20 protein-coding genes and 1 pseudogene are annotated in these 22,078 nt (G+C 60.1%); 11 read left to right on the top strand and 10 right to left on the bottom strand.

Going from position 1 to position 22,078, the window contains the following annotated elements:
• Window positions 1-3 precede the first annotated feature (3 nt).
• Genes ACR65W_RS05115 through ACR65W_RS05095 form a run of 5 tightly spaced genes read right to left on the bottom strand, consistent with a single transcriptional unit; the run spans window position 4 to window position 10,487 of the window.
• Window positions 4-1,332 carry an ABC transporter substrate-binding protein gene (locus ACR65W_RS05115; protein ID WP_434499005.1) on the bottom strand — a complete coding sequence of 443 codons (1,329 nt, stop codon included), beginning with the start codon at window positions 1,330-1,332 and terminating at the stop codon, window positions 4-6.
• Window positions 1,329-1,913 (bottom strand): SCO family protein, encoded by a 585-nt coding sequence (locus tag ACR65W_RS05110; RefSeq protein WP_434499004.1) that lies wholly within the window; start codon window positions 1,911-1,913, stop codon window positions 1,329-1,331. Before ACR65W_RS05110 ends, ACR65W_RS05115 begins: the two co-directional genes overlap by 4 nt.
• On the bottom strand, window positions 1,910-3,835 hold the full coding sequence (locus ACR65W_RS05105; RefSeq protein WP_434499002.1) for a hypothetical protein: 1,926 nt from the start codon (window positions 3,833-3,835) through the stop codon (window positions 1,910-1,912). The genes ACR65W_RS05110 and ACR65W_RS05105 overlap by 4 nt, the downstream gene beginning before the upstream one ends.
• A gap of 2 nt (window positions 3,836-3,837) precedes the next feature.
• Complete coding sequence (locus tag ACR65W_RS05100; protein WP_434499001.1) at window positions 3,838-4,437, bottom strand: hypothetical protein; 600 nt, start codon at window positions 4,435-4,437, stop codon at window positions 3,838-3,840.
• Window positions 4,438-4,448: 11 nt separating this feature from the next.
• Window positions 4,449-10,487 (bottom strand): hypothetical protein, encoded by a 6,039-nt coding sequence (locus ACR65W_RS05095; protein ID WP_434499000.1) that lies wholly within the window; start codon window positions 10,485-10,487, stop codon window positions 4,449-4,451.
• Window positions 10,488-11,972: 1,485 nt separating this feature from the next.
• Here ACR65W_RS05095 and ACR65W_RS05090 point away from each other — a divergent pair.
• The 4 genes from ACR65W_RS05090 (at window position 11,973) to ACR65W_RS05075 (ending at window position 13,841) form a co-directional block, all read left to right on the top strand.
• Entirely contained in the window at window positions 11,973-12,257 is a 285-nt protein-coding gene (locus tag ACR65W_RS05090; protein ID WP_434498999.1) for a peptidoglycan-binding domain-containing protein, read from the top strand.
• Window positions 12,258-12,270: 13 nt separating this feature from the next.
• Window positions 12,271-12,756 carry a peptidoglycan-binding domain-containing protein gene (locus tag ACR65W_RS05085; protein WP_434498998.1) on the top strand — a complete coding sequence of 162 codons (486 nt, stop codon included), beginning with the start codon at window positions 12,271-12,273 and terminating at the stop codon, window positions 12,754-12,756.
• 114 nt (window positions 12,757-12,870) lie between these two features.
• On the top strand, window positions 12,871-13,332 hold the full coding sequence (locus ACR65W_RS05080; RefSeq protein WP_434498997.1) for a peptidoglycan-binding domain-containing protein: 462 nt from the start codon (window positions 12,871-12,873) through the stop codon (window positions 13,330-13,332).
• 62 nt (window positions 13,333-13,394) lie between these two features.
• Window positions 13,395-13,841 (top strand): peptidoglycan-binding domain-containing protein, encoded by a 447-nt coding sequence (locus tag ACR65W_RS05075; protein ID WP_434498996.1) that lies wholly within the window; start codon window positions 13,395-13,397, stop codon window positions 13,839-13,841.
• A 211-nt stretch (window positions 13,842-14,052) separates the two neighbouring features.
• On the opposite strand, the gene ACR65W_RS05070 is transcribed toward ACR65W_RS05075, so the two are convergent.
• A complete protein-coding gene (locus tag ACR65W_RS05070) occupies window positions 14,053-14,385 on the bottom strand; it encodes a hypothetical protein (RefSeq protein WP_434498995.1) in 333 nt (110 codons plus the stop codon).
• 295 nt (window positions 14,386-14,680) lie between these two features.
• Here ACR65W_RS05070 and ACR65W_RS05065 point away from each other — a divergent pair, with 295 nt between their 5' ends.
• Together ACR65W_RS05065 and ACR65W_RS05060 are read left to right on the top strand one after the other, a co-directional pair.
• Window positions 14,681-14,872: a hypothetical protein gene (locus tag ACR65W_RS05065; protein ID WP_434495474.1), complete on the top strand. Its 192-nt coding sequence runs from the start codon at window positions 14,681-14,683 to the stop codon at window positions 14,870-14,872.
• Between the two features lie 216 nt (window positions 14,873-15,088).
• The gene (locus ACR65W_RS05060; RefSeq protein ID WP_434498994.1) at window positions 15,089-15,802 is read left to right on the top strand and encodes a spermidine synthase; all 714 of its coding nucleotides are present in this window, start codon (window positions 15,089-15,091) and stop codon (window positions 15,800-15,802) included.
• Between the two features lie 592 nt (window positions 15,803-16,394).
• Here ACR65W_RS05060 and ACR65W_RS05055 read toward each other — a convergent pair.
• Window positions 16,395-17,048: an SGNH/GDSL hydrolase family protein gene (locus ACR65W_RS05055; RefSeq protein WP_434498993.1), complete on the bottom strand. Its 654-nt coding sequence runs from the start codon at window positions 17,046-17,048 to the stop codon at window positions 16,395-16,397.
• A gap of 620 nt (window positions 17,049-17,668) precedes the next feature.
• Window positions 17,669-17,878 carry a hypothetical protein gene (locus ACR65W_RS05050; protein ID WP_434498992.1) on the bottom strand — a complete coding sequence of 70 codons (210 nt, stop codon included), beginning with the start codon at window positions 17,876-17,878 and terminating at the stop codon, window positions 17,669-17,671.
• A gap of 435 nt (window positions 17,879-18,313) precedes the next feature.
• On the opposite strand from ACR65W_RS05050, the gene ACR65W_RS05045 reads away from it, so the two are divergent.
• Window positions 18,314-18,607 carry a hypothetical protein gene (locus ACR65W_RS05045; protein WP_434498991.1) on the top strand — a complete coding sequence of 98 codons (294 nt, stop codon included), beginning with the start codon at window positions 18,314-18,316 and terminating at the stop codon, window positions 18,605-18,607.
• 172 nt (window positions 18,608-18,779) lie between these two features.
• Window positions 18,780-19,016, top strand: coding sequence for a hypothetical protein (locus ACR65W_RS05040; protein ID WP_434498990.1), 237 nt, complete (start codon window positions 18,780-18,782; stop codon window positions 19,014-19,016).
• Window positions 19,017-19,089: 73 nt separating this feature from the next.
• Here the strand turns inward: ACR65W_RS05040 and ACR65W_RS05035 are convergent, their stop codons facing one another.
• Window positions 19,090-19,320 (bottom strand): hypothetical protein, encoded by a 231-nt coding sequence (locus tag ACR65W_RS05035; protein ID WP_434498988.1) that lies wholly within the window; start codon window positions 19,318-19,320, stop codon window positions 19,090-19,092.
• A gap of 612 nt (window positions 19,321-19,932) precedes the next feature.
• Here ACR65W_RS05035 and ACR65W_RS05030 point away from each other — a divergent pair.
• Entirely contained in the window at window positions 19,933-20,463 is a 531-nt protein-coding gene (locus ACR65W_RS05030; protein ID WP_434498987.1) for a GNAT family N-acetyltransferase, read from the top strand.
• A complete protein-coding gene (locus ACR65W_RS05025; protein WP_434499018.1) occupies window positions 20,463-20,531 on the top strand; it encodes a hypothetical protein in 69 nt (22 codons plus the stop codon). Before ACR65W_RS05030 ends, ACR65W_RS05025 begins: the two co-directional genes overlap by 1 nt.
• A 130-nt stretch (window positions 20,532-20,661) precedes the next feature.
• Here ACR65W_RS05025 and ACR65W_RS05020 read toward each other — a convergent pair.
• A pseudogene (locus ACR65W_RS05020) lies at window positions 20,662-20,766 on the bottom strand (type II toxin-antitoxin system Phd/YefM family antitoxin); the annotation flags it as partial.
• 400 nt (window positions 20,767-21,166) lie between these two features.
• On the opposite strand from ACR65W_RS05020, the gene ACR65W_RS05015 reads away from it, so the two are divergent.
• Window positions 21,167-21,835, top strand: coding sequence for a methyltransferase family protein (locus ACR65W_RS05015; protein ID WP_434498986.1), 669 nt, complete (start codon window positions 21,167-21,169; stop codon window positions 21,833-21,835).
• Window positions 21,836-22,078 lie beyond the last annotated feature (243 nt).

The following is a 22,078-nucleotide window of genomic DNA, read 5'->3' as shown; positions in this document are numbered from 1 at the left end:
CCCTTAAAATTGTTTGTGCCCAATCTTCGGCGCGCCTGCAGAAATAGTGATGATGTCGGGGTCCCATGCGTAATGGCGCGCGCGGTCAAAATACGCGGGCGCGCCAGCCTCAAGCTCGACGCGGGAACTCTGCTCGAGCGCCACGAGGAGCGAGCGCTCATTCACCCGCGAACCGGCGCGCGCGCAAAGTTCGACGACGAGACGTGCTGCTGCGCGACCGAGCGCATACCAAGGATTCGATGACTCCTCGCGGCTGACAAGAAAGATTGCGCCGGGAAACGGGAGAATGAGACGCTTCTCCCAAGTCACAGGCATGGCTGCATTGACCGCTGCAGAGTCGGATAGTCCATAGGCCACACAGCCGGGAGACGAGATTTGCTTCGCCGCGTCGGCAGCTTCGGCAGCACTTGCGAACCAGCGTTGGTCCGCTATCGGCGTTGATGCAATGGCGAGATTGCTTATAATCGCCCATTTCGGACCCGGTGCCGCACAATTCTTAAGCGCGGCTTCAATCGCGTTGCGCTGTTGGTCCAGCGGCGGAAGAAGATCGATGTCCCACGCATCAAGCGATAACGCGTCCTTATGCGGTGTCAGCGTTGCAATCTTCGCGATGCGTTGCTTCGCGAGTTCGAGGGAGATGGGCGCATCGAGCCGCCACATCCCGCCGACGACCGCGAAAGGCCTGCGCAGAGTGATGTCTTTTGCAAGCGCTTGAGCGTCCTGCTCAACATCGATCGCTTCGAGAACGAGCTTCCGTCCGTAAAGTCCCCCATTCGAATTTGCGGCATCAAAGGCGCCGCGCATACCGTCAAGGACTGCTTGACCGGCGGCGCTCGCAGCGCCTGAAAGCGGCAGCATCGTCGCCAGTCGAATTGTCTGGCGGTCGACGCCCGGCGGATAGTCATCGGCGCGCCCTATATGCCTTAGATAGGCAAGAAGCGCTGACATCTCCACGTCGCTCAGCGTGTAGCGTGGCATGGTTGGACCAAGAGCAGCGCCGCCACGCGCGACGCCTTTCGTGATCGCATCGAGGATCTGCGACTCGGCCTGGAAGGCCGGCGCTTCCCCACGCGGCGTCGTCAGCGCGGACCACGTGAGCGCCGGGGCGGTGACGCCGCCTTCGCGTCGGCCTTCGCCAAATGCGCCATGGCACTTCGCGCAGGCGGTAAACTCCGACGGCAGATGCAGATTGGTCGCCTCCACGCCGCGTGTAAAGCCTGCGTGGCCGTGGTAGAGCGCCCGCCCTTCGGCGCCATCTGCTTTCGCCATGATCGGCGATAGCGCCGCACAGGCGATCAGCGCTGGCGCGAAAAACGCAAACGTCCTTTTCATCGTGCGGTCTCCCGCAAGATTGACGCTAGTGCTGCTGGCGACGCCGCTTCTGCCGATGATGTGGGAATGCGCACCCAACGCCCGGTACTCTGGCTGCCAATCCAGATCGACCCGCTATGGTCGCCGGGCGCCGGCCCCGCCGTTTCGTCAAAAGCTGCAATGAGCGCGCTGGTCGCTTCGGGCGCGCCGGTAAGCATGACCCAGTCATGCGTCTCGCCGAGCGCAAGGTCGAAGCGCTCGGCATATTGCCTGATGCGCGTCGGCGTATCGAATTCTGGATCGACAGAGATCGATATGAAGAGCGGATTTCGATCTGCGGAGGCTTCTTTCTCGATCAGCTCCTTCGTTTGTCGCAAGATGGCTGTCTGCACCGGACATACGCTCGAACATTGGGTGAAAAAGAAATTCACCGCCACGACGCGACCGGCGACAAGCCTGTCGAGGGCAACAGGGTTTCCGTCGTGGTCGGTCAAAACGATATGTGGAAGCGCGGGACCCGGCGAGATCCAGGAGCGCGTTTTCGCGCCCGCGAGCCCCGAGAGCACAAGCAGCGCGATCATAGTGAAAGGCAACGTTCTCATGGCGCGCTCCCCAGCGAAACCTGACCGAGACGCCCTTCAATGAAGGAAATATTCCGCGAGACGCTTGATACATGTAAATCGTAGCGGCCTGCATGAGGCGCAGATACACGCGCTTCATATTCGCCCGCTTTGATCTCACGCATCGGCGCGCGAATCTGCCAGCCGCTGTAGCGATCGAAAACGAGCATCGTCAGATCCCGAAGGCCGCTGACGTTGTCATGGACGTGATCACCGGCCGCCTGCTGAAGGCGGATGCGAACGACGCGCTCGGCGCCTTCATCCGCAGCTGTCTCGGATAGGAGCGTCACGCTGTATGCGGGCGCCGCAGCGACATCGTCCTTAACGGGTGGCATTTGCAGTCTTGCGCAGACCGAGAAACGCGGACCGCGACCGGTAAGTAGCAGATCGTAGGCGCCGCCGCGGATATGCCGAACTGTTGTCGCGTACTTGCCGGGCTCCCTCTCGCGCAACGAAAGATCGAGCAGTATCATGGCGACTGGCTTGCGCGAATAGTTGGAAAAGCTGCCACTCGGCGCCATCATGCCTTCCGCATATTGGTAGAGCGTCGCGTCGGTGCGGCTTGCGAAAATGATTCCTGCGCCATCCGGCGAAGCGGCGGCGAACTGATTAAATGGCGTCACGACGCCGGCGTCGGTCGCGCCGGAGCGGCCCAGACTGGTCTCGATCGGCTGTGCGGATCCGCTCTTGAGATCGCTCAGCGACCACAGGGTCGCGCGCGCATTATGAGCGTCGATCGCATAAGCGAATGTTCGCGTAAGCAGAAGCTGATCCGCGGCTGTCGAAAATCGAAGTGGTAGGGTCACGCGTCCAGCAGCGAGGTCGATGACGCTGGCGTCACCGTCGCCGACCGCCAGCGCCATTCTGCCGCCATCGAAGATCGACAGGTTGCGCACGGTGTGCCTGAGCTGCACGCGCGTTTCGACGTCCGTCGTCTCAGTCTCAGGATCGAGAAAAGCGAGTGCGCCGTCGGTGCTGGCGACAATGATGCGGCGCGCGAGTGCGCTGTAGGCGGCGGCCGTCGGCCTATTGTCGAGGCGCCATGATTTCGAGCGCGTATTGCTTGCGCGCCAGATGAAGCCGCCATCCTCACGAAGCATGAAGACGCCATCAAGCGCCTGATCGCTGATAGCGCCATCGGAAACAGCGCCATGATCCGCCGGCATGATGGCGGCATCTGCGGCGAGCGGTTCGAAGATTGGCGTCGCGTCGGATCGCGTCACATCGAGATGGGCCAGCTCCTTTCGCCCCAACAGGACGATCCATAGCCGCGAGCCCGATCGATCGAAGGCAAGGCTGCGCGCACGCTCCTCTGCAGGCAGATCTATTTTGCGTTTGATTTGGCGTGTTTGGAGATCGACGCCGAACAGCGTCGACGGCTCCGCCAATATCCAAAGCTCCATGCGTTCCGCCGCATAGGCCCAGGCAAGCGGTTTGGCGCCGAGGCTTACGATTGATTCGAGTTTCGCGTTGTTGAGACTCACGAACGGATTGATGAACGCCACCACGCCGTCCTCATTGAGCGTGAGGAGACGATAGGCGGAGAGATCGATATCCGCTCGCTGCCCGATCCCCTGGCCGATCAACGCGGCGATCTGGTCAGAGCAGGGCGTCTCGGCGTCGGACAGCGCGGCGCGCGAGCGCCGAAGCCAACCCGCGAGCTGACTGGAGTTGTATTTCAGAGGCGCGCCGGATCGTGCGTCCGAAAGCGCGACTTCAAGCTTGCCGAGTCCGCTGCGTTCGGCGCGGCTTTCAGGCGTGTAGCGCCACTGAATTTTGACGCCATTATCTTCAGCGTCCGCAGTTTGCGCTTCATTCGCCAGCGCCGGGCCCAAGAGAAGGACGCCGGCCACGCTTATCCGTGTCAGAGTCGTCACGGCGAAGCGCATGAATCTGCGACGCATCGTCACAGCGCCCCGTAGAGCGGGGAAAGCGCAAGAAATTTGAACCGGCGATTGCCCATAAAGGTTGCATCGAAGCGGACTTCCGATATTCGCTCATTGCCCGATGCAAGTGCGCCGACAAAGGCGGCGGTATCCTGTTGACCTTGCGCGACCGGCAATGCTCCCGTTACGCCGCTCGCGACGACATGCGTCCAGCTTCCGCCCAACGGGCGCAGCCACATCACGGCAAGAAACACGAGGCCCGGCTGGACATCCGATCCGTCGACTGCGACGAAAGCGCCAACGCCGCGCACGGGATTGGCGAAGGTCAGCGTTATCGGCGTATTGTCCCGCGTCGCAGCGGTGCTCGGATCATTGGCGACGATGAGCGCGTCGCCGTCGCGCAAATTCAGGCGAATGTCGTTGAGGTTACATGCGCGTCTCTTTGCTGAGGGGCCGTTTGGATTGATCACCAGCCCACCGCCATTCACCGCATAGATGTCCTGTCGGTCGACCGGCTGAACGCCGACCGGCGCGCCATCAGCGCCGATAGACCAATCGACAATCACGCTAGGCTGTGCGCCAAACGCTTGCGGCTGTTCAACATGTATGAAACCGGCCATTTTGCGCGCTCCTATTCGCTGCGGCGTGATTGTTCGGAGGCGGATTTGGGCTCCACACGCAGTATTCCCCAAAGTCCTCCGTCGAACAGGAAACTTGCCTCGCTGCGGAAGAGGTAATCCATCGGCTGTTTCGCAGCGCCGCCTGCATCCACCTGCAATGTCACGCCCATCATCGGGCCGAAGCCATTGTAAACGCCCTGCCGGATGGAGGATCCTTTGGCGGGATCGAACACGCGGGAGTCGTCCGACCAAGGATAAGGATTCCAGCTGTGACCGCTGAACTCGAGACCCTGTTGCCGTGTATGTCCGCCGGGGTGCACGATGTTGAGGCGGAGCTTGTCGCCAGCAACAGCCACGATGACCGGCGTCTCTGGATCGCAAGGATTGTCGAGCGCTGGCGTCGGCGCTACGCCTGCGACACAGGGGCCGCGTTCGCCGACGCGCCCCGAACTCAGCGCCTTGCTGTAACCGAACTCCGTGTTGCGTTCGGGGAAACCAACGCTGGGGTCGGCGCCGCGCCGCGCCCAAAGCGGCTCCGTTTTGTAGTTGATGGCTTTGACGCCATAGTCGTCGGGCTCTTCGGCGCCTGAGAGATTGGGCACGGGAAGTCCGCCGCTTGTGGCGCTGACAGCGTCCTGCATCACGAGAACCTGATCAAGATAAGGTTCCCGGCCAGGCGCGCAAATCCGTGCGATCACGCTGCCGGGGAATGTCGGCTTGCCGGGCGCAGCACTGTCGCTCGCCTTGCAAACTTCCGACCCCTCGGGACCGATGACCAGTGCGCCGACAAGGCCGTGCGCCGGATGCTTGATCGGATCGCCAAAGCTGCGCAGCGGCAAAGCGCCAAATTCGATCGGCTTGCCGACCAACTTTCCGCTTTGGACCTTGAAGTCGGTGGCGCTCCAAATGAACGACCGCTTGCATCGCGCTTCGCGGACGCCAGGGACGCAGGGCGCGATCAACGAGCCTTGGCGCGCAAGCGCATCAGGTTTCGCGTTCAGCCAGTCGCCTTTCGCGAGTTCGGTGTTGATCGACTGGAACGAGACTGCGCCGTTCAGTCCGACATTGCTCCCGTCGGCAGTGACGACATGTTGCGCAACGCGCGGCGCCGACAGCCCGACTGAACCGGACATGCGAAACTGATTGATGTTGAACCCATCCGTAATCATCGGAAGGAAGTTGTGATACGCGCGTTCATCCGGAACGACGCCTTCCGGACCGGGGCCGTCCTCCATTTTCGCGGGCAGAAGATTGCGCAGATTGACATGCAGGCATTCACCCGCCGCAGCGCGCAGCACGAGCGGCTCGATGCGCCTTGTCGTAAACTCTGCTCTCATTTGATTCATCACAGCGCTGTTGCCCTGCGTAAACCAATTGGTTTCGTGCTCGTCGCATTTCTCATTTGCGGCGCCATCGCAATAGCCATCGGCGTTCAGCACATAGACAATGCCCTGCGTGTCTTTCAGATCCAAGCGCGTGCTGTAATTGATGCCCGTCGCATCCATTGCGTCGCAGGCATTGTACAGATCGCAGGCCCGGACCGCGCTGATGTCGAAATAGCGATTCCGCCCGCTCGGCGAAGCGGGACAAATATCAGGCATATCGCCGTGCCGTTCGGCGACCTCGTCCTGACGCAGCGGCGCGAGGAAACTGGCTGGCGTGAAAGTCACAGGGGCAGTGCTCGCGGTTCTGAGAATGTTCGTCGTTTCATTGCGCTTCGTGAAGCTGCGCATGACGCCCCACAGGCCGTCCCACAACTGATCAATAGATGAACCGAAATAGAGATAGTCCGTATGCGCGCCGCCGAACTGGTTCACGTTGATGTCAAATTCGAAATGTTCGGAAATACCGAGCGCCTGGGCGTTGACGAAGCCCGAGTTGTTTTCGAACATGACAGAGGCGTCACTCTGTGTTTTTGACACGCCGCCGGGAAGGCGCGGCCATTTCAGGCCGTTCATGGTGAAGACATGCTGCGCCTCCTGCGCCCCCTGGATGAGTCGGATCTGTACGGGATCACGTTCATAGACCGGCAGAATGGGCGTCGCGGGATCGCCGAAGCGCCGCCACGGCTCGAGGCGTGACTGGTTCAGCCGGTCCGGGCAGCCCTCCTTCTTGCCCATGAGCGTCGTCGGATAGAGCATGCAGTTGAAGTCGCGCCGCCATCGCTCCACGGACGAAAGCACGGGCGCGAGTTTGCTCTCGACCGGCGTCTTCTTGATGAGGTCGCGCGTCGTCGGCGAGACGGCGATCGAGCTCGGCGTTGTCGCGAGCTGTGCATCGCGCTTTGCATGCACCGCGGTGCTCATGCCATTCGCCGGATCGCCGAGACAGTCCTGGTCCCCGCTGTCGAGCTTGCATGAAGTCTTGAGGTCCGAGCGTTTCGTCGCCTGCGAATAGTCCCAACCGCCAAGATGCTTGTTCAGCGTCTGATTGGAAAGACGCAAGGCGAGCGGCTCGTGCCGATAGTTGAAATACTGGCTGCCGGGATCTTCCGATGAAATTCCAAGCGGCCGCGCCAGCGCCTCGGCGACGTGGCGCTTGCCGAAGCGAATAGCGCTGTTGTCGCGCAAGGCGCTGCTGTCGCCGCGCGGCTCCGGATTGATCGGTTCAAGCGCCATATTGTAGGCGATGCCGAAATCCGCGATCGCCAGCAGAAATTCGCGTCGCGTTTCATGCGCGTCGAGAGCTTCCTTGCAGGCCGGGCTTTTGTAAGCTTCCGCGTCGGAGAAGCAGGCCGGCGTCAGAATATTCGCCATCGTCGCGGTCGGGCCCCCGTCGGCGCGAATCCGCAGGGGCTCATGGATGGACGCCACGGTCGACGAAAGCGGATCGGAGCCGCCGATGAGCTTGTCGCAAATGAGCGACCGATTGGGATCGCCGCCGCGCAGGTGACAATTCAGCGGCCCGCCCGACGAAACCGTCTCCCCGACTTTCTTCGGCTCAAGATCAAGGCGAGTCCAGAGCGTGTTGGACGGCTCGATCACGAGCCCGGCATAAAGCCCATGCTGCTGATGCGAACTTGGGCCCATGTGATCGTGCGTGAACACTGTGCGTAGCGTGTCATCCTTGGCGTTCCGGCGATTGATGAGGGGATCGGCCCACCAGCGCTGCGTCGTGCGCTGCGCGCCGCAATAGGGGTGCTCCTTGTCAAGCAGATGCTCATAGGCTTCGTCGCTGAGCGATCCCTGCGGCGGACATTGGCCTTTCACAAGCAGGCTGGCGCTCTTCTTGTCGGCGGCGATGTCGCCGGTCTCAATGACGGAGACGCCGCCATTTTTCGGATCCTTCGGATCGTTGAAGAGCGGATGAACCTTTGGATGCAGCTTCTCTGCCGGGTTCGTCGTCGTGCGATTGACAGCGAAGATCCGCTCGCGGACTTCGTCGGGCGAGAACGTCGAGTCTTCGTAATTGTAGCCGTTGCCCGACCCGTCCGATGAGGTGACGTCGAACTTTACGAGATGGATATGCTGGCCGATCGTGTCGGTCGGCATGTAGATCTGAAAATCGTCGACAGCGAGCGCGCTCGGAGCAAAGTTGGATGATTTGAAGTTGATGCATTCGCGTGAATTGGCTCGGAAGAAAAGCGGCTCCGGCAATTGCGTGCGCGTGTTTGGATCGATGACATACTTGATGTCATTTTCGAGGATGACGATACGTCCCTGCGGATCGAACCAGCCATGCTTGTTGTAGGTTAGCTCGGTTTGGATGAACGCGGCGCGATAATTGCGCTCGGGCGTGTCGTCCGTCGGGCAGGGATCGGCGAAGGGCGCGCCGGGCTTCGGCGCTCGCGAGTTGACAAAGAACAGGGGCGGGCGCGCCTTCGTTTGCGTCGGCGTCAGACTGGCGACATCCGTCGGATAGGCGCGCGTCCCCGGCCACTGGTCGGGATAGGTCGATGGCGCGTCGACAGGGCGCAGTTCGTCGAGGCGCCCCTGATGGAAGCGCATCGCCGCCTGTTCCTGCGGCTCGCCCGTCTGATTAAGTTTGCGGATAGTGAGCGTGTCCCAGCCGAAGGCGAGCGCCAGCGCCTGCGAATCCTGCTTGGCCACACGCTGCGCGATGATCTGCGCCGCATCGCCGCCCTTGGTCAGCGCATGCTCGTGATTGGCCTTCACCGTTCCGTCCACGACAATGTGGCGCGGAAGACCGCCATCGACGATCGTTTCCGGTTTGGGCGCCGGCGCGTTTCGCCAGTCCTTCGCCCAGGCGTCATTCCAGCCCTTGTCCGCGACGTCAATGTCGAGGGGCGGCTGTGGCGGCCGGTGCCCCGCTTCGCCCGCAATGTAGAAAGGATAGCCGCGGAACGCCGCGGACGGCATCGGCGCCAGCGCGAAGCCCGGGAGCGGAACAAGCGCTGGCGTCTGCGTGCCCGTTGCGATTTCGCCGTCCGGCAGATTCATCATGGACGGATCCGTGGCCGGATCGTCGGGCTTGAAAAGACCCGGCTTGCCGTCCCGAAACGCGTCATGCACCCGCCACAGCTCCCACATGCCCTGCGCAAAGTGCGGATACAGGTGGCAATGGAAGATCGAGTCGCCGGGCGTGTAATTCCTGTTTCCCGAGCCGCCAAAGGCGATGCCGTAACTGAATGTCGCACCCGGTGAAATCGTCTGCGAGTCGAGATAGCTGGAGCCGGGATTGGTCGAATCCTGGAACCATTGATGCGCGTGCAGATGAAAGATGTGCGTCTCTTTCGGCCCCGCGTGCAGATTTCGGAATTTTACGGGGTCGCCGAGATAGGAGTGATGCACGTTGGACGGGTCGTCCGGGTAGCGCGCGCCATTCGGCTTACCGGTTCTCTCGTCATAGGAGAGGACAAGCGCCGGATCGCCATTCGCCCACGAGGTCAGGAAGAATTCTTCCGCGCGGCATTCGGGACATTTGGCGACAGGCCCGATGGGCGGCTTGTTGCCACGAAGCGCCGGGGTGGCCATCGCCGCGACGCCCATGCTCGAGACGCCATAATTTATGCCCATCCCGTCGCGGACCTGGTGCAGCGGGTTGTTCTCATCCGCGAGTTCGGGAAAAGCCTGCTCGGCATGCACTTCATCGTGAAAAATCACGGTGAATTCGCGGAACGGGCTGTCGCAGTCATGATCATGCGTATTCGTCTTGCAGTCGAGGTCCGAACCTTCCCTGGGCACGACGATCGCGTTGATATCGCTGTGAATGATGTTGTTGTCCGCGTCGAGAATGGCGAGAATCGGCTGCGGTTTTCCGCCCAGCATGCGCTTGCGCTCGTAGTCGAGACGGCTGTAACGATGATGTCCGTCGCTGGCGTCATCACGAACAAGCTGCATTTCGTCGTGCTTCACCTGCGAGCGATACCAGCGCGACCCTTGCGGCTCGACGTTGACGGCGCCGAAGAGTCCCAGCCCGATCTGGCCGCCATCGCCTTCGCCGCCGACCGGCGCTGCCGCCGAATAGGCGAAGAATGCACCCTCGTCTGTCGCAAGCCATCGCGATTTGACTGTCTGGCCGGGCTTCGCCAACGAGCCGATGTCGTAACCGCCTTTCACCGCATCGCTTGTCGCCGGGTTGAACACGATGCCCTGTTTTCCTGGCAGACCGACATTCGTGCCATCGCCCCCGCAAGCGGCGTCTTTCGGGCAGGCGGCGGCCAAAATCGGCGCGACTGACAGGCCTGTGATGTGAAAGGACGCGGCGCGTGTGCGCGGGCGGTCGACGCTGACTTTCTGCGGCGAAGACAGCTCGTTCTTGCCGCTCCCGGGCAGCGCGTTCACATGCTCGGGCAGGCGTCCGCCATGGTCGGGCGGCGTGCCGCCTTCTTCGTCCGCAGTGGGTGACAGAAGATTGGTGAAGGTGACGTCGAGGCAATCGCCCTTGTTCACGCGCAGAACAAGCGGCCGTGGTCGCTTGTCGGATCGCAGTTTCACCTTGCCGGGCTTCAACTCGGAACCGCCATCCAGCGCGACGACATCGCTGCGCAGTGCGAACAGCATGCCGGCCGGCACATAAGCGGAATAACGATTAAGGATGTAGGCCTGCTCGAGTGCGACAATATCCGCGTTGACGAAGCCCGCGCACACACCTGGACCACTCGTGTTATCAAGGTCTTGCCGTGGATCTGTCTCATTTGAGCAGGCCATCAGGCTTAGGCATGCGGACGTGATGAAAATGGCGTGAACGGCACTCGCAAACTTAAAACGTAGCATGTCAACATCCGTATAAACGAAATCGACCCAAAGACAGCCGAAGCTAAAGTGCAAAGGATAACGCCAGCCGCCAGAATGGGTTCCATCGAAGCGCGATCAGCTCACTGGAGCTCATGCGGATGAATATCCTGAATGTGCACTCCGATGCCGATCCCGCCGGACAAACTGGTACGCGTGCTGGCTCGGACTATTGCCGCCATTGGGGACGCCATTCGGGATGCGACGACGACGGGCGACCTTCTGCTTGTGCGCAACACGATCGGTAACCGGGTTTTGTGCTGGCGTACCATCTGACAAAGCAGTCCATGACGGCTGAGGAATGGACCGGACGGAGCGCGCGCGCTCGGCGTCGATGTGCTGAGGATGGGTGCTGACGGTACTTTTGCGCGTTCGCGGCTTGGATGTCAGAACTGAAATGGCGCGCTGTGAGATGATAGTAGTCGATAGATGGCTTGCGGGGATCGTAGAAAATTCTTCAACGATATCAGTAGCGTAATTTTCTGACGGGTCGCGGGCCGGTAGTATTTTAACAGGAATATATTTTCATCAAAGAATTCAACTGGCTGATATGACCCTGAACGATCGAGTGGGAATGATTCAGGCCCTGCCGCGAATATCCGGCGGCACGCCATAATACGACATAACTAGCTAATACTGACGTACTCGTTGACGGTATGTTTCCCATTGCAAAAGCGAATTTCGTCCGATACCCCGGCGCAATGACAAGTGGAAATATGTAACGTGTTGTGAAGGCGAGCGGTGTTGAGCAATGCGATCGACGCTTAGTCGAGGAAGGCTGATCGCGCCCCCATTTCGATGGGCTTGTTGCCTCCAGGAACGCAGCAAGCGTTTCTAAATTTATGAGGGCATATCTGCCCAAGACCGCAACGGCCCAACGGTCAGTTTGCGACGCACATTTTATTCCTTCGCTGCCGCCAAAGCGGCCTCGAGCAACACCTGCCAAGCCCAATCACTGGACGAACGGCAAAGTCGAAAAAATGAACCGAACGCTCATAGCGCTCTGGCGCGATGGATAGACGGTCCATCTACGGTTCGTTTCTAGGGCTGAGCTGACTCTCAGACACCAAACCTTTTTAGGCTTCGATCAATCACCACAGTCATTGGCGCCATGGTGGTGCATGCAATGAGGAAGCGGCTAAACCGCGTTGAGCTGCGCAATCTAAATCGTTCCCTTGAGATTTAGGTTCGCGAGCACGGCAGAAATGTTCGTGTCGCAACTGAAGCGATGTCAGCCGATTTCCGCGCATCCTCACCAATTTGCATGATCACAACCGCGCCGAGCGAACTAAGATGTGTCAGCGGCTCACGAGCGGCGTGCAAATGAGAGGACGAGGGATCGTGACGCAGGTCGCAGTAAGTATGAAAACGATCGACCTCCGGAAGGCCGAACGGCGGCCAGTCGCGGGCGACGACATCAAGACGCTGCAGGCGTTACTTAATCTCTTCCTCACCGCTGGCGATGTCGGCGAGGATGGCAGTCCAATTCCGCCCCTGATTCTGGACGGGACAGCCGGCGCGAATACCAAGCAGGCGCTGCTCGCCTTCCAAACGGCGGCCCATCTCGCCACGGACGCAATCGTGGGCCAGCTGACTTGGAGGAAGCTCATCGAGCAGGACTTCTAAACGTGAGCGACCGATGAACGAGGGGAAACTCGACATGCCGGCGACGATCAAGTTAGGCGATACCGGAGATGACGTGAAGCGACTTCAACGAGTCTTCGCGCGCAACAAGGTCTTGGGACCAGACGAGGTCGACGGGGTCTTCGGACCGCGCACGGAACAGGCCGTGAGGGATTTCCAGCAATCGAACGGGCTGGCGGCAGACGGCGTCGTCGGGCCGATCACATGGAGCCACGTGCATCCGTATCGCGAGGCGTCACCGACGCTTCAGGCCGGGTCCCTAGGGCCGGTGGTGGCCATGCTGCAACGCGTGCTTAAGACGGGCTTTGGTTACACCGGCGCGATCGACGGCATTTTCGGCCCCACGACCGAGAACGTCGTCCGTCAATACCAGACTAACGCCGGTCTCCCAGTCACCGGCGTGATGGATGAACGGACATGGATGGCTCCCGCGGGCGCCGCCGGAGCAACGCTCGAGAGCCTCTCTGGTCTTATCCTTTAATCGTGGCTCATGCCTGCCGAACTGGTGGCGCGGCCCGTATTGACCGCCGTCGTCATCTTTCAGCCGAGGCTCATAGATTTTTTATTCCCATTAGTATTGCGGGGAGGCATCGTAATGTCTGGCAGCATCAGCCCTTGGCCAGTGGTCAAAATCGGCTCCAGCGAACATCCCATCAAAACGCTGCAATATCTGCTGCGGGCGCGCGGACATAGCGCTGTCGTCGACGGCGTGTTCGGTCCGAAGACCGAAGCCGCGGTGAAAGCTTTTCAAGCAAGCCAGGGGTTAACGGCGGATGGGATTGTCGGGCCTTTGACTTGGACGGCTCTTGTCGTGCAGGTCAAAAAAGGAAGCCAAGGCGACGCGGTTAGGGGGGTGCAGGAGGAATTTCAGTTCCGCAACCTGTCTGGCGATCCCAGCAACGGACCGCAAGTCGATGGAATTTTCGGACCGGTGACAGACACGGCGGTGCGTGGTTTTCAGCAAGCGCTTTCGCTCGACATCGCTTCCGTGAAAGTGGACGGAATTGTCGGTCCGATTACTTGGCAGGCTCTGGTGAGCAGCATGCTTTCTTTTTAGCGTCGGCTTCAAGGTGGTCCGGAGGACAACCGGGCTCATGTTTTTTGACAGGACGGCACGCCATGGCGGAACCGATATTGAAGAAAGGATCGAGTGATCCCGCCGTGCGGGACCTGCAAGAGGCCCTTAAGGCTCTCGGATACGATGTCGGCTCCGTTGATGGACTCTTCGGGGCGAAAACTGAGAGCGCAGTTAAGAAGTTTCAGCAGGCGCGGGAGATCGCGGTTGATGGCGTGGTTGGCCGAATTACGTGGATCAACATTGACGAAGCTGATCAAAGCCATCCGGTGCTGAAGGTCGGCTCGATTGGCCTACCTGTCCGTCGTTTGCAGAGCCGGATGAGCGCAGGCGGTTTCAACACAGGCGGAGTCGACGGGCGCTTCGGCGCCAAGACTGAAGCCGCAGTCAAGAAGTTGCAGCAAGATTATCGCCTAAGCATGGACGGCATCGTTGGTCCGCAGACTTGGCAAGTTGTCGACGCCCTAGAGAATGAGGGTGGCGCAAGCTGATCTGATCACGATTTGGCGCCATTTCGCGCCTCAAGTTTCTCACACCTCGGCTACTGACGCTCTGCCTCCGTCGTCTCGCGTAGACGGACGTTGGCGTGTGGGGTCGTTTCAACTCGGCGGCAGAGAGATCACGAGCCGAGATATTCTTAGCCGCGCCATCCCAGCTATTCGTAATCACTCTCGCTCGACGACAACTTGAAGCAAGACCGCTTCAGTTAGAGGATTTGCTGTGTTTCCAGCATTTTTTGAGAGGCTTGACAAAACTCTTGCCGTCTTCAGCTGATTGAGGAGATTCAACGCAAGACTCATCCGCCTCTGGTTGCAGCCCGCCTTCTTTCAAGCATCGTTCAACGTACTCTCCAATTCCAACGTGCTTTCTTTCGTCCGTTAGAGTCGAATCCGCCAGCGCATAATGAGCCGACATCTGGCAATCCGTGATTAAACGTCCGAGGGCTTCATCTTTTTCGCCACTGCCGCACGCGGATAGGGATATTGCGCTTGACATGAAAACGAAGCCACATATTTGGGCTGGCTTAGGATACATGTCACCCTCCCTTAATTTTCTGCTCGCTGATTTTTCGGAGCAACGGCCGAAGTTACCTTAGAGTGTTGAACACTGCTGCAAGAACTTTGCGCCGCCATTCGGGGGCCCCGAAGCGTCCGCTTTGGCGCAAAGCAGCAGGCGGACCGTCCTTGGCGCGTCGTTCGTGCGCTATGAGCTAATTCCAAGAACTGACGGGCGTTGTAAGTTACTATTGCTTATAGCCACCCTTGCGTATACTAAATAAAACTCACATATCAATTCCGCAATCTTAAACGGGAAGGGCACACAAATCACTATGAGCGATAAGACCACCGATAAGCGTGTCAAATATGGTTTCGGCGAGTTCAGTCTGGGCGACGCGTGGCGCTACTACAATGTGCCGCTGGAGCGCGTCCGCAGCGCCGCCAAAATGTTCGGTCAGCGCCATGGCATGAAGTTCCGGGTCCGGCAGAGCGCCAAAGCGGTGCTGGTGGAGCGGCTGGCGTAAAGACCTCCAAAGCTGGAGACCATCAACGGGCCCGGACCATGCGTCCGGGTTCTTCGTTGCATGCGCCTGCGATAGACAAGCCGCCTTGGATTTAGCGCGCGGCTAAGGTCAGCTTCCTGGCGCTTTGCGGCCTCTGCGCGAACTGTAGAATTTAGCGCATTGAGGTCACCGCATGTCGTCACATGAGGCGCTTCCCAACCAAACGAAGGGTTATCAGTGATTCCCTGGACCCTGCTCGACACAGCGCCGATACCCGGCGGCGAGGGCGAGCTCCGCCTCAAGCGTCGCGGCGCAGAATTCTCGATCACGTTGGGCAATATCGAACTGATGAACAGTCGCCTCAGTGGCTCGGAGGAGGCGCTCGCCACGCTCTCTTGCGAGAGAATTCAGGCGCGCCCACAGCCGCGCGTTCTGATCGGCGGGCTGGGGATGGGCTTCACACTGCGCGCCGCGCTCACTGTCCTCGGCGCGAAAGCGCGGATCGTTGTCGCCGAACTCATTCCGGCGGTCGTGGCCTGGGCGCGCGGTCCGATGGCGGAAGTCTTCGGCGCCAGCCTGACGGATCCGCGCGTCAGCATCGAGGAAGGTGACGTTGGGCGCCTGATCCGGTCTGGCCGCTCGACTTATGACGCAATCCTTCTTGATGTCGATAATGGCCCCGAGGGCCTGACTCGCGAAGCCAATGACAAACTTTACGATATTGAAGGGTTGAGGGCGGCCCGCGAGGCGTTGCGCCGTGGTGGGGTGTTGGCCGTCTGGTCATCGGGGCCGGATCCGAATTTCACGTCGCGCCTTCGCAAAGCCGGGTTCCGTGTGGATGAAGTCAAGGTGCGCGCTAACGGCCAACGTGGTGGCGCGCGGCACGTCATCTGGATCGCGACACGTCTCGATTCGACACCTCAGATGCAACGGAAAGCCAATCCCAATTGAAACCGAAATCGACAGCGCCCCGGCCTTTTTTCTGGTGGGAAGGCGACACGCTCATCGTCAACAACGCCCTTGGGATGGCTTCTACGTCGCGTTTCTTTGGTTATTTTAACAGCGAAATTGCGCACTTTTGAGGAGAGCAACATATTTCGAAGGATCTTCACGGCTTCGATCTTCGCCTTCGGCGTTTTGATTGCTGGCGCTGCGCTCGCCGCCGCGGTCTCTTGCGAAGCCGCCGCGGTCGAAAGGAAATTAGCGGGCGCCGCGAAAACGTGCTTCACGAAGAAGTGCGTTAAGGACGCGACCGCGAAGCCGAATGCTCAATAACGCGCTGCGCGGGCGCGTGGCGCCGTCGCCGATGCGCTCGCCGAGAGGCTCGTGAAATGAATGCAGGAAATAGAGGCCGGCGGGGTCGGAGAGCGCTTAGCGATCTCCGTCGCGCGGCGGGCGTCGTCGCGATCTATGCCGAGATCGCGAGCAGCGGCACGGACTCCGCCTTCGTGTGCGATGGCCCAGATCGCTTCGTTTCATTTGGCTCAACTCGAGCCGATTGAAGATCGGCCAGCCAATCCACTCGGCGACATGCTCATCGCGCTCAAGCGCGGTCAGTTCGGCGCGGCAAGGTTTTCGCTAATCTCCCACTGTCGACGAATAGTTGATCGCGCAACTTCTCCCGAAGAGCCGCGATCCACACCGCATTGGCGCGTGGCGTGAAATGCACCCCGTCGTCGCTCATCTCTGCGCGGCGCACGCCATTGAGCGAGACATGCGGATTGAGGTCCAGCACCTCGATGCCTCGCTCTCGGCAAAGCTCCGCCATCATTGCGTTCGCTGCATCTATGAGCGGCGCTACCTCTCTCTGGGCGATGTAAGGCATCAAGGTGAAGATCGCGGCAGCGCCCGGATCGAGGACTTGCAGCACGCCGCGGAAATCGCGTTCGATGTCCCGGATCGGCGCGGCGGCGCCGAGAAGATCGTTCAGACCTCCGTCGATGATGAAGCGCCGCGAGCGATTTCGTTGCGCACGCTCCAACTGCCCGGCGATATCGGCGAGCCGCGCGCCGCCCTTGGCGAAATTTATCACCTCGAAGGGGCGACACGACAGCGTGCGGAATGGGCAGCCGGCCGCGAGACTATCGCCGACGACGGCGATGCTGGCGACGGCGGGTCCTAGAGCGACCGCCGCCAGTACTGGCGCGATCGCGCCAAGGAAAAGGCGTCGCGAGGGAGCAACGATATTCGATCTCATACAAATCCTTGTCGGAAGGATGCGTCGCTCGCGACGATAGGCATCGATCTCCTCGCCAGGTGTCGCCGGTATCCAAGCTGGCAAGATGAGGCCGGAATATGGCGGCTTCAGCTTCATCGCTCATTTCGCTGTTGCCAAAGTGGCTTGAGCCTCCCGTCTTGTTTCGCTGTTTCCAAATGTTGGAGATCGGGAGAGTGAAGTCCGGCGCGAGTAGTTTCTAAACTGGATTCTCAGGCTTGCAGTGCCCGCATCCCGTGACATTCTTGACGCCGGATCCGCGAGCGGTTGCAAACGCTTTTTTGCTATCTAGATGTGGGCCAAGCCATTCCGTAGTGAGATTTGCTTTTAGTCCCGGCCTTCGCTGGCCCCTGCCTTCATTGCAGTGAGGACAAGATCCTTTGTGAACCGTCGCCGACTGATGGCTTGGGGCCAGGAAAACGTAAAAATTCATGACTGGTTTCTCCGCCGCGATCACCGCCAGCGGTTTACATCCGCGGGCTTTTCAGCTTCACGCTCGCTGCTGCTCGAGCAAATCGAGCATCCCTGTGCGGACGTGCGCTTGCGTTACTTTTTCGGCTTTGTGTGGCCCTTGGCGCTATCGTCCTGACTATGGGGACGCTTCACGCAGCATCTGTCGTGGGAGGAACTTCGCCCGCTTGCCGGGCTGATCGGTCAGCCGCGTCGGCAATCCTTTTGGACAGCGCCTCCCAAATTGCGGAGCGGCCGTTCTGCATAGCCGCGATCTCTCTTCCCGTGGCCGCGCCAGCAAACGTTCGAATTGCTTCGAAAGTCCAGCTTCCAACTAAATCAGGATCCGTCTGCTTTTTCATGGCGAGCGCCTGCCTTCTTAATTCCGTCAAGCTCCCTTGGAGCGCATGACAACATGGCCGACAGTGGCGCATATCCACTCTGCGGCGGTATGCGCGGGCACACAGCAGATTCCGCGCAAAAAAAGGCGCGCGGTCGCGCGCCATGCAAACGGCGGTCGAAGCGATGTCTTGCCCGCTTTGTTCCTGCATCCGCGGCGGAGGACGCCTTGCAGGAATGGATCGTCTCGCCGCGGCTCAACAGACCAGCCGTCGGCGATGATCAAAGGCTGGCGCGATCGCACGCGCGACTTCTTCCGGTTTCGACACGTCACAGACGACAAAATCTCAGCGCCTGTCGCCTTTCACTTCTTTGGCAGTCGGGCGAAGCGCCTCCTCATTCAGCGAACATTCAGTGGCTCGATGGGAATGAATGGCGAGGGGCAGAAGGAGATCAGCATGTTGCGCAAACTGTCTCTAGTTACGACTTTGGCCGCGGCTTTGACGCTTCCGACTGTCGCTGCGGCCTGGGATGGTCATGGCGGCGGCTGGGGAGGCGGCGGTCACCACGGCGGTTGGGGCGGCGGCGGTTGGGGTCACGGCGGAGGATGGGGAGGCGGCGGCTGGGGCCGTGGCGGCGGTTGGGGCCGTCGAGGATGGGGCGGCTATGGAGGCTACGGCGGCTATGGCGGTTACGGCGGCGGCTATGGGGGCTGCTGGCGTTGGTATGGACAGTGGGTCTGGGTCTGTTGAGGATTTGCAATGTCGCTGCGGCCTTTGTCCCAAACGACGAAGGCCGTAGCGTTCTGTGAAACAGGTTTGGCTCGGCAGTCCTCGCGGGTCGTCCGCCATGCTGTGACGCGATCAACCTTTAGTCCTATTGATCAACTCTGCTGCCTTTGATCTGCAACGGAGCGGGACACTAATGAAATCGTTTGCATGTGGTGCGCTTGTCGCAGTGACCACACTTTCACTTGCCGGTTGTTACACGCCCCAGGATCGCGCGCTCGGCGGCGCTGCTATTGGCGGGCTTGGCGGCGCTGGCATAGGCGCTCTGGCGTCTGGCGGCAGAGCCGGTGGAACTCTCGCCGGCGCCGCGATCGGCGCTGCGGGCGGCGCCGCGGCTGGCGCGCTGACTGCGCCTCCGCCGTATTACTATTGAGTTCGCGTGAAAACGCCCGCGGCCCTACACTTTGCCGCTGCGCATCCGCGAGAGCGGCGAAGTTCTTCGGGCGTTAGGCGGAAGCCGCTGTATAGCCTTCCTCGCTAGACCAGGCCTCGATCAAGTCAGGTCCATCGTAAAATTCGATCCGATGGTTGTCGCCTGAATTCTTGTATCGCGCGACGGCTCCGCCGAAAGAGCTGCGCGCCTGGATCGTTTCCCGATCTCGCAGCGTGCCGAGCTCTTTGCCGTTTTTTGAGATCACAATGGTATAGCGAGGTTCGCTCGGCCGATAGGCGTTCATTGTCGCCCTCCTAAATTCGAATCGCCAGACTCAATGCTCTCACGCTCGATGAGTCATGATGATGGCGGAAAGTAAGAAGAAGCACGCCACGGCCGCGATCGAATGCGCCGAAGCGGCGTTGACACATCTGGAAGCGGCGCGGAAATCGATCATCCTGTGCGCCCGCGCACTGCGCCTCCCGACCAGACGCGCAATAATTTAAAGGTTGCAAAAACCTTCCGCTTTTCGAAGCGATCAGGGGCCAGCCCCCAGGGGCGGCCTCAAAGGTCGGCGGCCAAATCTGCTTCGGCAACTGACGAACGCCTTCGCGGTGTTCTGCATCGCAACCGTCAGCTATTGATTGTTAGTTTGAGCCCAATTTTGATAGATCTTCCGCTGTATCTCCTTCAACAATGAATGAAACTCGTTTTTATGATGCGCGCACGCCTATGGCCGGAAGGACCACTATATAGAATCCGCGAATCCCGCCCCCTTTGGCTTGGCGGTATCGTGGTTGGTATGGCTGTCGAGAGAAGGCGGAAAGCCAAATAATTACAATGAGATATCGAGCCAGTTGACCATCGAGTGGGAGTGAAACGACACATCGACATATGAGGCCCGACGGGAATTCGAATGGACGTTGTCGAAACCGATCGACTGATCTTGAGAAATTTCAGGCAGGGTGATGCGGCCGATCTGTTTGCGTATCTGCACCAACCCAGGTCGAGTTGCTTCTTGTCTCTCAAACTGGAAGATCTCGGTGCTGCGGAAGCGGAAGTTGCGAAGCGCAGCAGGGACGACGCGCATATTGCCGTGTGTTTGCGAAGCTCCGGCAGGCTGATCGGTGACCTTTTCTGCGTACATGAGCCTCCCGACACATATTCGGTCGGGTGGAATTTCAACGCGGATTTTGGCGGCGCCGGGTTCGCCTCCGAGGCCGCACGGGCTCTCTTCGAACATCTGTTCTCGGTGAAGCGAGCCCGGCGCCTCTACGCTTATGTCGAGGAAGACAACATCGCCTCGCAGCGCATGTGTGAGAAATTGGCGATGAGGCGGGAGGGACTGTTCAGAGAGTTCGTATCCTTCGTGACGGATGACGAAGGCGTCCCGATATTCGAGAACACGATGCAGTACGCTATCCTGCGAAAAGAGTGGGCGACGTGATGCGCGGCATCACCCGCGTGACCTACGACATCACGAGAAAGCCGCCCGGCACGATTGAGTGGGAGTGACCGGGGAGTGTGCGGATACGTAGGGATAGCCCAGGATAAAAAAGGGCCTGCCCCGCGGAAGGAATTGTGGGTGATAGTTTCTGAATGTCTCGGATAGCTGGACGGGGATCACGCCGGTAATTGTCCGCAAAACCTGAGGCTGGCCATGCCGCGTGAGGATAATCTCCTCACCGGCTTCGGCGCGCCGGACAAGCTCGGTAAGCTGCCCCTTGGCTTCGGTCACGGATATCTTCATCGACGCCTCATATGGACCAATAAATCGTCCAATTTCCTCGCGCGAATATGATCGCTTTCCCAATTTGCCGGGAACGCTAATTAACGAGGCATTCTAAGTTCTCTCAATTTAAAGGAGTCCGTTATGCGTAATCTCCTAATCCTCGCGATCGTCGCGTGCATTGGTGGCGGCATTATCACCTCCGCGGCCAGCGCACGTCCCGTCACGACGGACGAGTGCCTGGCGCGCGGGCTGTGCGCTTACGTCAGCCCGAAAGGTCGCGTGACATGTGGAAAATGTCCTGGCCAGGTGAAGTCAGTCTGGTTCGCGACTCGCAGCCAGGCTTCGAAGCATCGCAAGTAAGGTGCATCGTTTCGTTGGTCCCGTGCATCGCTCCGGGGCGGACCGACAGGTTGGACCTATGATTTCCATGCATCCGCTGCTGATCCGCGCCCTGGCCGTGGCGCTGTCCATCGGCCTTTATCTGGCGTTGGCGATCCTTGGCGCCGGCGGGGTTGACGCCTACTTCGCCAATCCGGCGCGGACGGCGCTCGTCGTCGTCACAATCGCGCTTGGAGTCGCGTCGCTCTTCGTCGGTGGCAATCTCAGCTCCGGCCTGCGCGAGGACCGCGGCAATCGATGGGTCATCCCGGCTTTTTTCGTCATCGGACTTCTCGGCGCCTATCTGCCCGCCTGGGCCGATCGGCAGGGACTGTGGAGATTGGACGGCGACGCCGTGCGCTGGCTCGGCGTCGCGCTCCTCGCGGCGGGCGGGGCGTTGCGGCTGTGGCCGGTCGCCGTGCTCGGGCGCCGCTTCAGCGGCCTTGTCGCCATTCAGCCGGGACACGAACTCGTCACCACGGGACTCTACAGCCGCATCAGACATCCGAGCTATCTCGGCTTGCTGATCTCGGCGCTCGGCTGGGGACTGGGCTTCAACACGGCGGTGGGCGTCCTTATGGCGTTGGCGAATATTCCGCCGCTCGTCGTGCGGATGAACGCCGAGGAACGCTTGTTGAGCTCGGAGTTCGGCGCGGCCTATGAGGCCTATCGCGCCCGAACGGCGCGGCTCATTCCGGGCGTATATTAACCTGCGAGACTTGGTAGCAGACCGAGCCGGCGGCGCCATCGCTGGGATTGTCGATGCTGCAAAGGAACACGTTATGAAGCGTCTGCTGTCGCGCCTGTTGCTGAGTAAGCATCCGGTGAGGCACGTGGGCTGATCATTTTCAGCCAAGGACGGCTGCGCGTAGATCAGGCGGCGAGCTTTTTGGCTTGTAGGTCGGCGGCCCAGCGCCACGGTAGCAAGGCGGCGAGATCGGTTATCTTGTGA

The sequence above is a fragment of the Methylocystis sp. genome, from assembly GCF_051062815.1.
In the GTDB taxonomy this organism is placed as follows: Bacteria; Pseudomonadota; Alphaproteobacteria; order Rhizobiales; family Beijerinckiaceae; genus Methylocystis.
The sequence above is the reverse complement of the archived record's forward strand: the minus strand, read 5'-3'. Positions and strand labels throughout refer to the sequence as shown.

Bases quoted from the DNA above. Each gene is read 5' to 3' on its own strand.
- ACR65W_RS05030 (WP_434498987.1), top strand. From the start codon at position 19,933: ATGGACGTTGTCGAAACCGATCGACTGATCTTGAGAAATTTCAGGCAG.
- ACR65W_RS05070 (WP_434498995.1), bottom strand. From the start codon at position 14,385: ATGTATCCTAAGCCAGCCCAAATATGTGGCTTCGTTTTCATGTCAAGC.
- ACR65W_RS05085 (WP_434498998.1), top strand. From the start codon at position 12,271: ATGAACGAGGGGAAACTCGACATGCCGGCGACGATCAAGTTAGGCGAT.
- ACR65W_RS05045 (WP_434498991.1), top strand. From the start codon at position 18,314: ATGTTGCGCAAACTGTCTCTAGTTACGACTTTGGCCGCGGCTTTGACG.
- ACR65W_RS05065 (WP_434495474.1), top strand. From the start codon at position 14,681: ATGAGCGATAAGACCACCGATAAGCGTGTCAAATATGGTTTCGGCGAG.
- ACR65W_RS05105 (WP_434499002.1), bottom strand. From the start codon at position 3,835: ATGCGTCGCAGATTCATGCGCTTCGCCGTGACGACTCTGACACGGATA.
- ACR65W_RS05110 (WP_434499004.1), bottom strand. From the start codon at position 1,913: ATGAGAACGTTGCCTTTCACTATGATCGCGCTGCTTGTGCTCTCGGGG.
- ACR65W_RS05050 (WP_434498992.1), bottom strand. From the start codon at position 17,878: ATGAAAAAGCAGACGGATCCTGATTTAGTTGGAAGCTGGACTTTCGAA.
- ACR65W_RS05080 (WP_434498997.1), top strand. From the start codon at position 12,871: ATGTCTGGCAGCATCAGCCCTTGGCCAGTGGTCAAAATCGGCTCCAGC.
- ACR65W_RS05035 (WP_434498988.1), bottom strand. From the start codon at position 19,320: ATGAACGCCTATCGGCCGAGCGAACCTCGCTATACCATTGTGATCTCA.
- ACR65W_RS05015 (WP_434498986.1), top strand. From the start codon at position 21,167: ATGATTTCCATGCATCCGCTGCTGATCCGCGCCCTGGCCGTGGCGCTG.
- ACR65W_RS05055 (WP_434498993.1), bottom strand. From the start codon at position 17,048: ATGAGATCGAATATCGTTGCTCCCTCGCGACGCCTTTTCCTTGGCGCG.
- ACR65W_RS05040 (WP_434498990.1), top strand. From the start codon at position 18,780: ATGAAATCGTTTGCATGTGGTGCGCTTGTCGCAGTGACCACACTTTCA.
- ACR65W_RS05100 (WP_434499001.1), bottom strand. From the start codon at position 4,437: ATGGCCGGTTTCATACATGTTGAACAGCCGCAAGCGTTTGGCGCACAG.
- ACR65W_RS05115 (WP_434499005.1), bottom strand. From the start codon at position 1,332: ATGAAAAGGACGTTTGCGTTTTTCGCGCCAGCGCTGATCGCCTGTGCG.
- ACR65W_RS05075 (WP_434498996.1), top strand. From the start codon at position 13,395: ATGGCGGAACCGATATTGAAGAAAGGATCGAGTGATCCCGCCGTGCGG.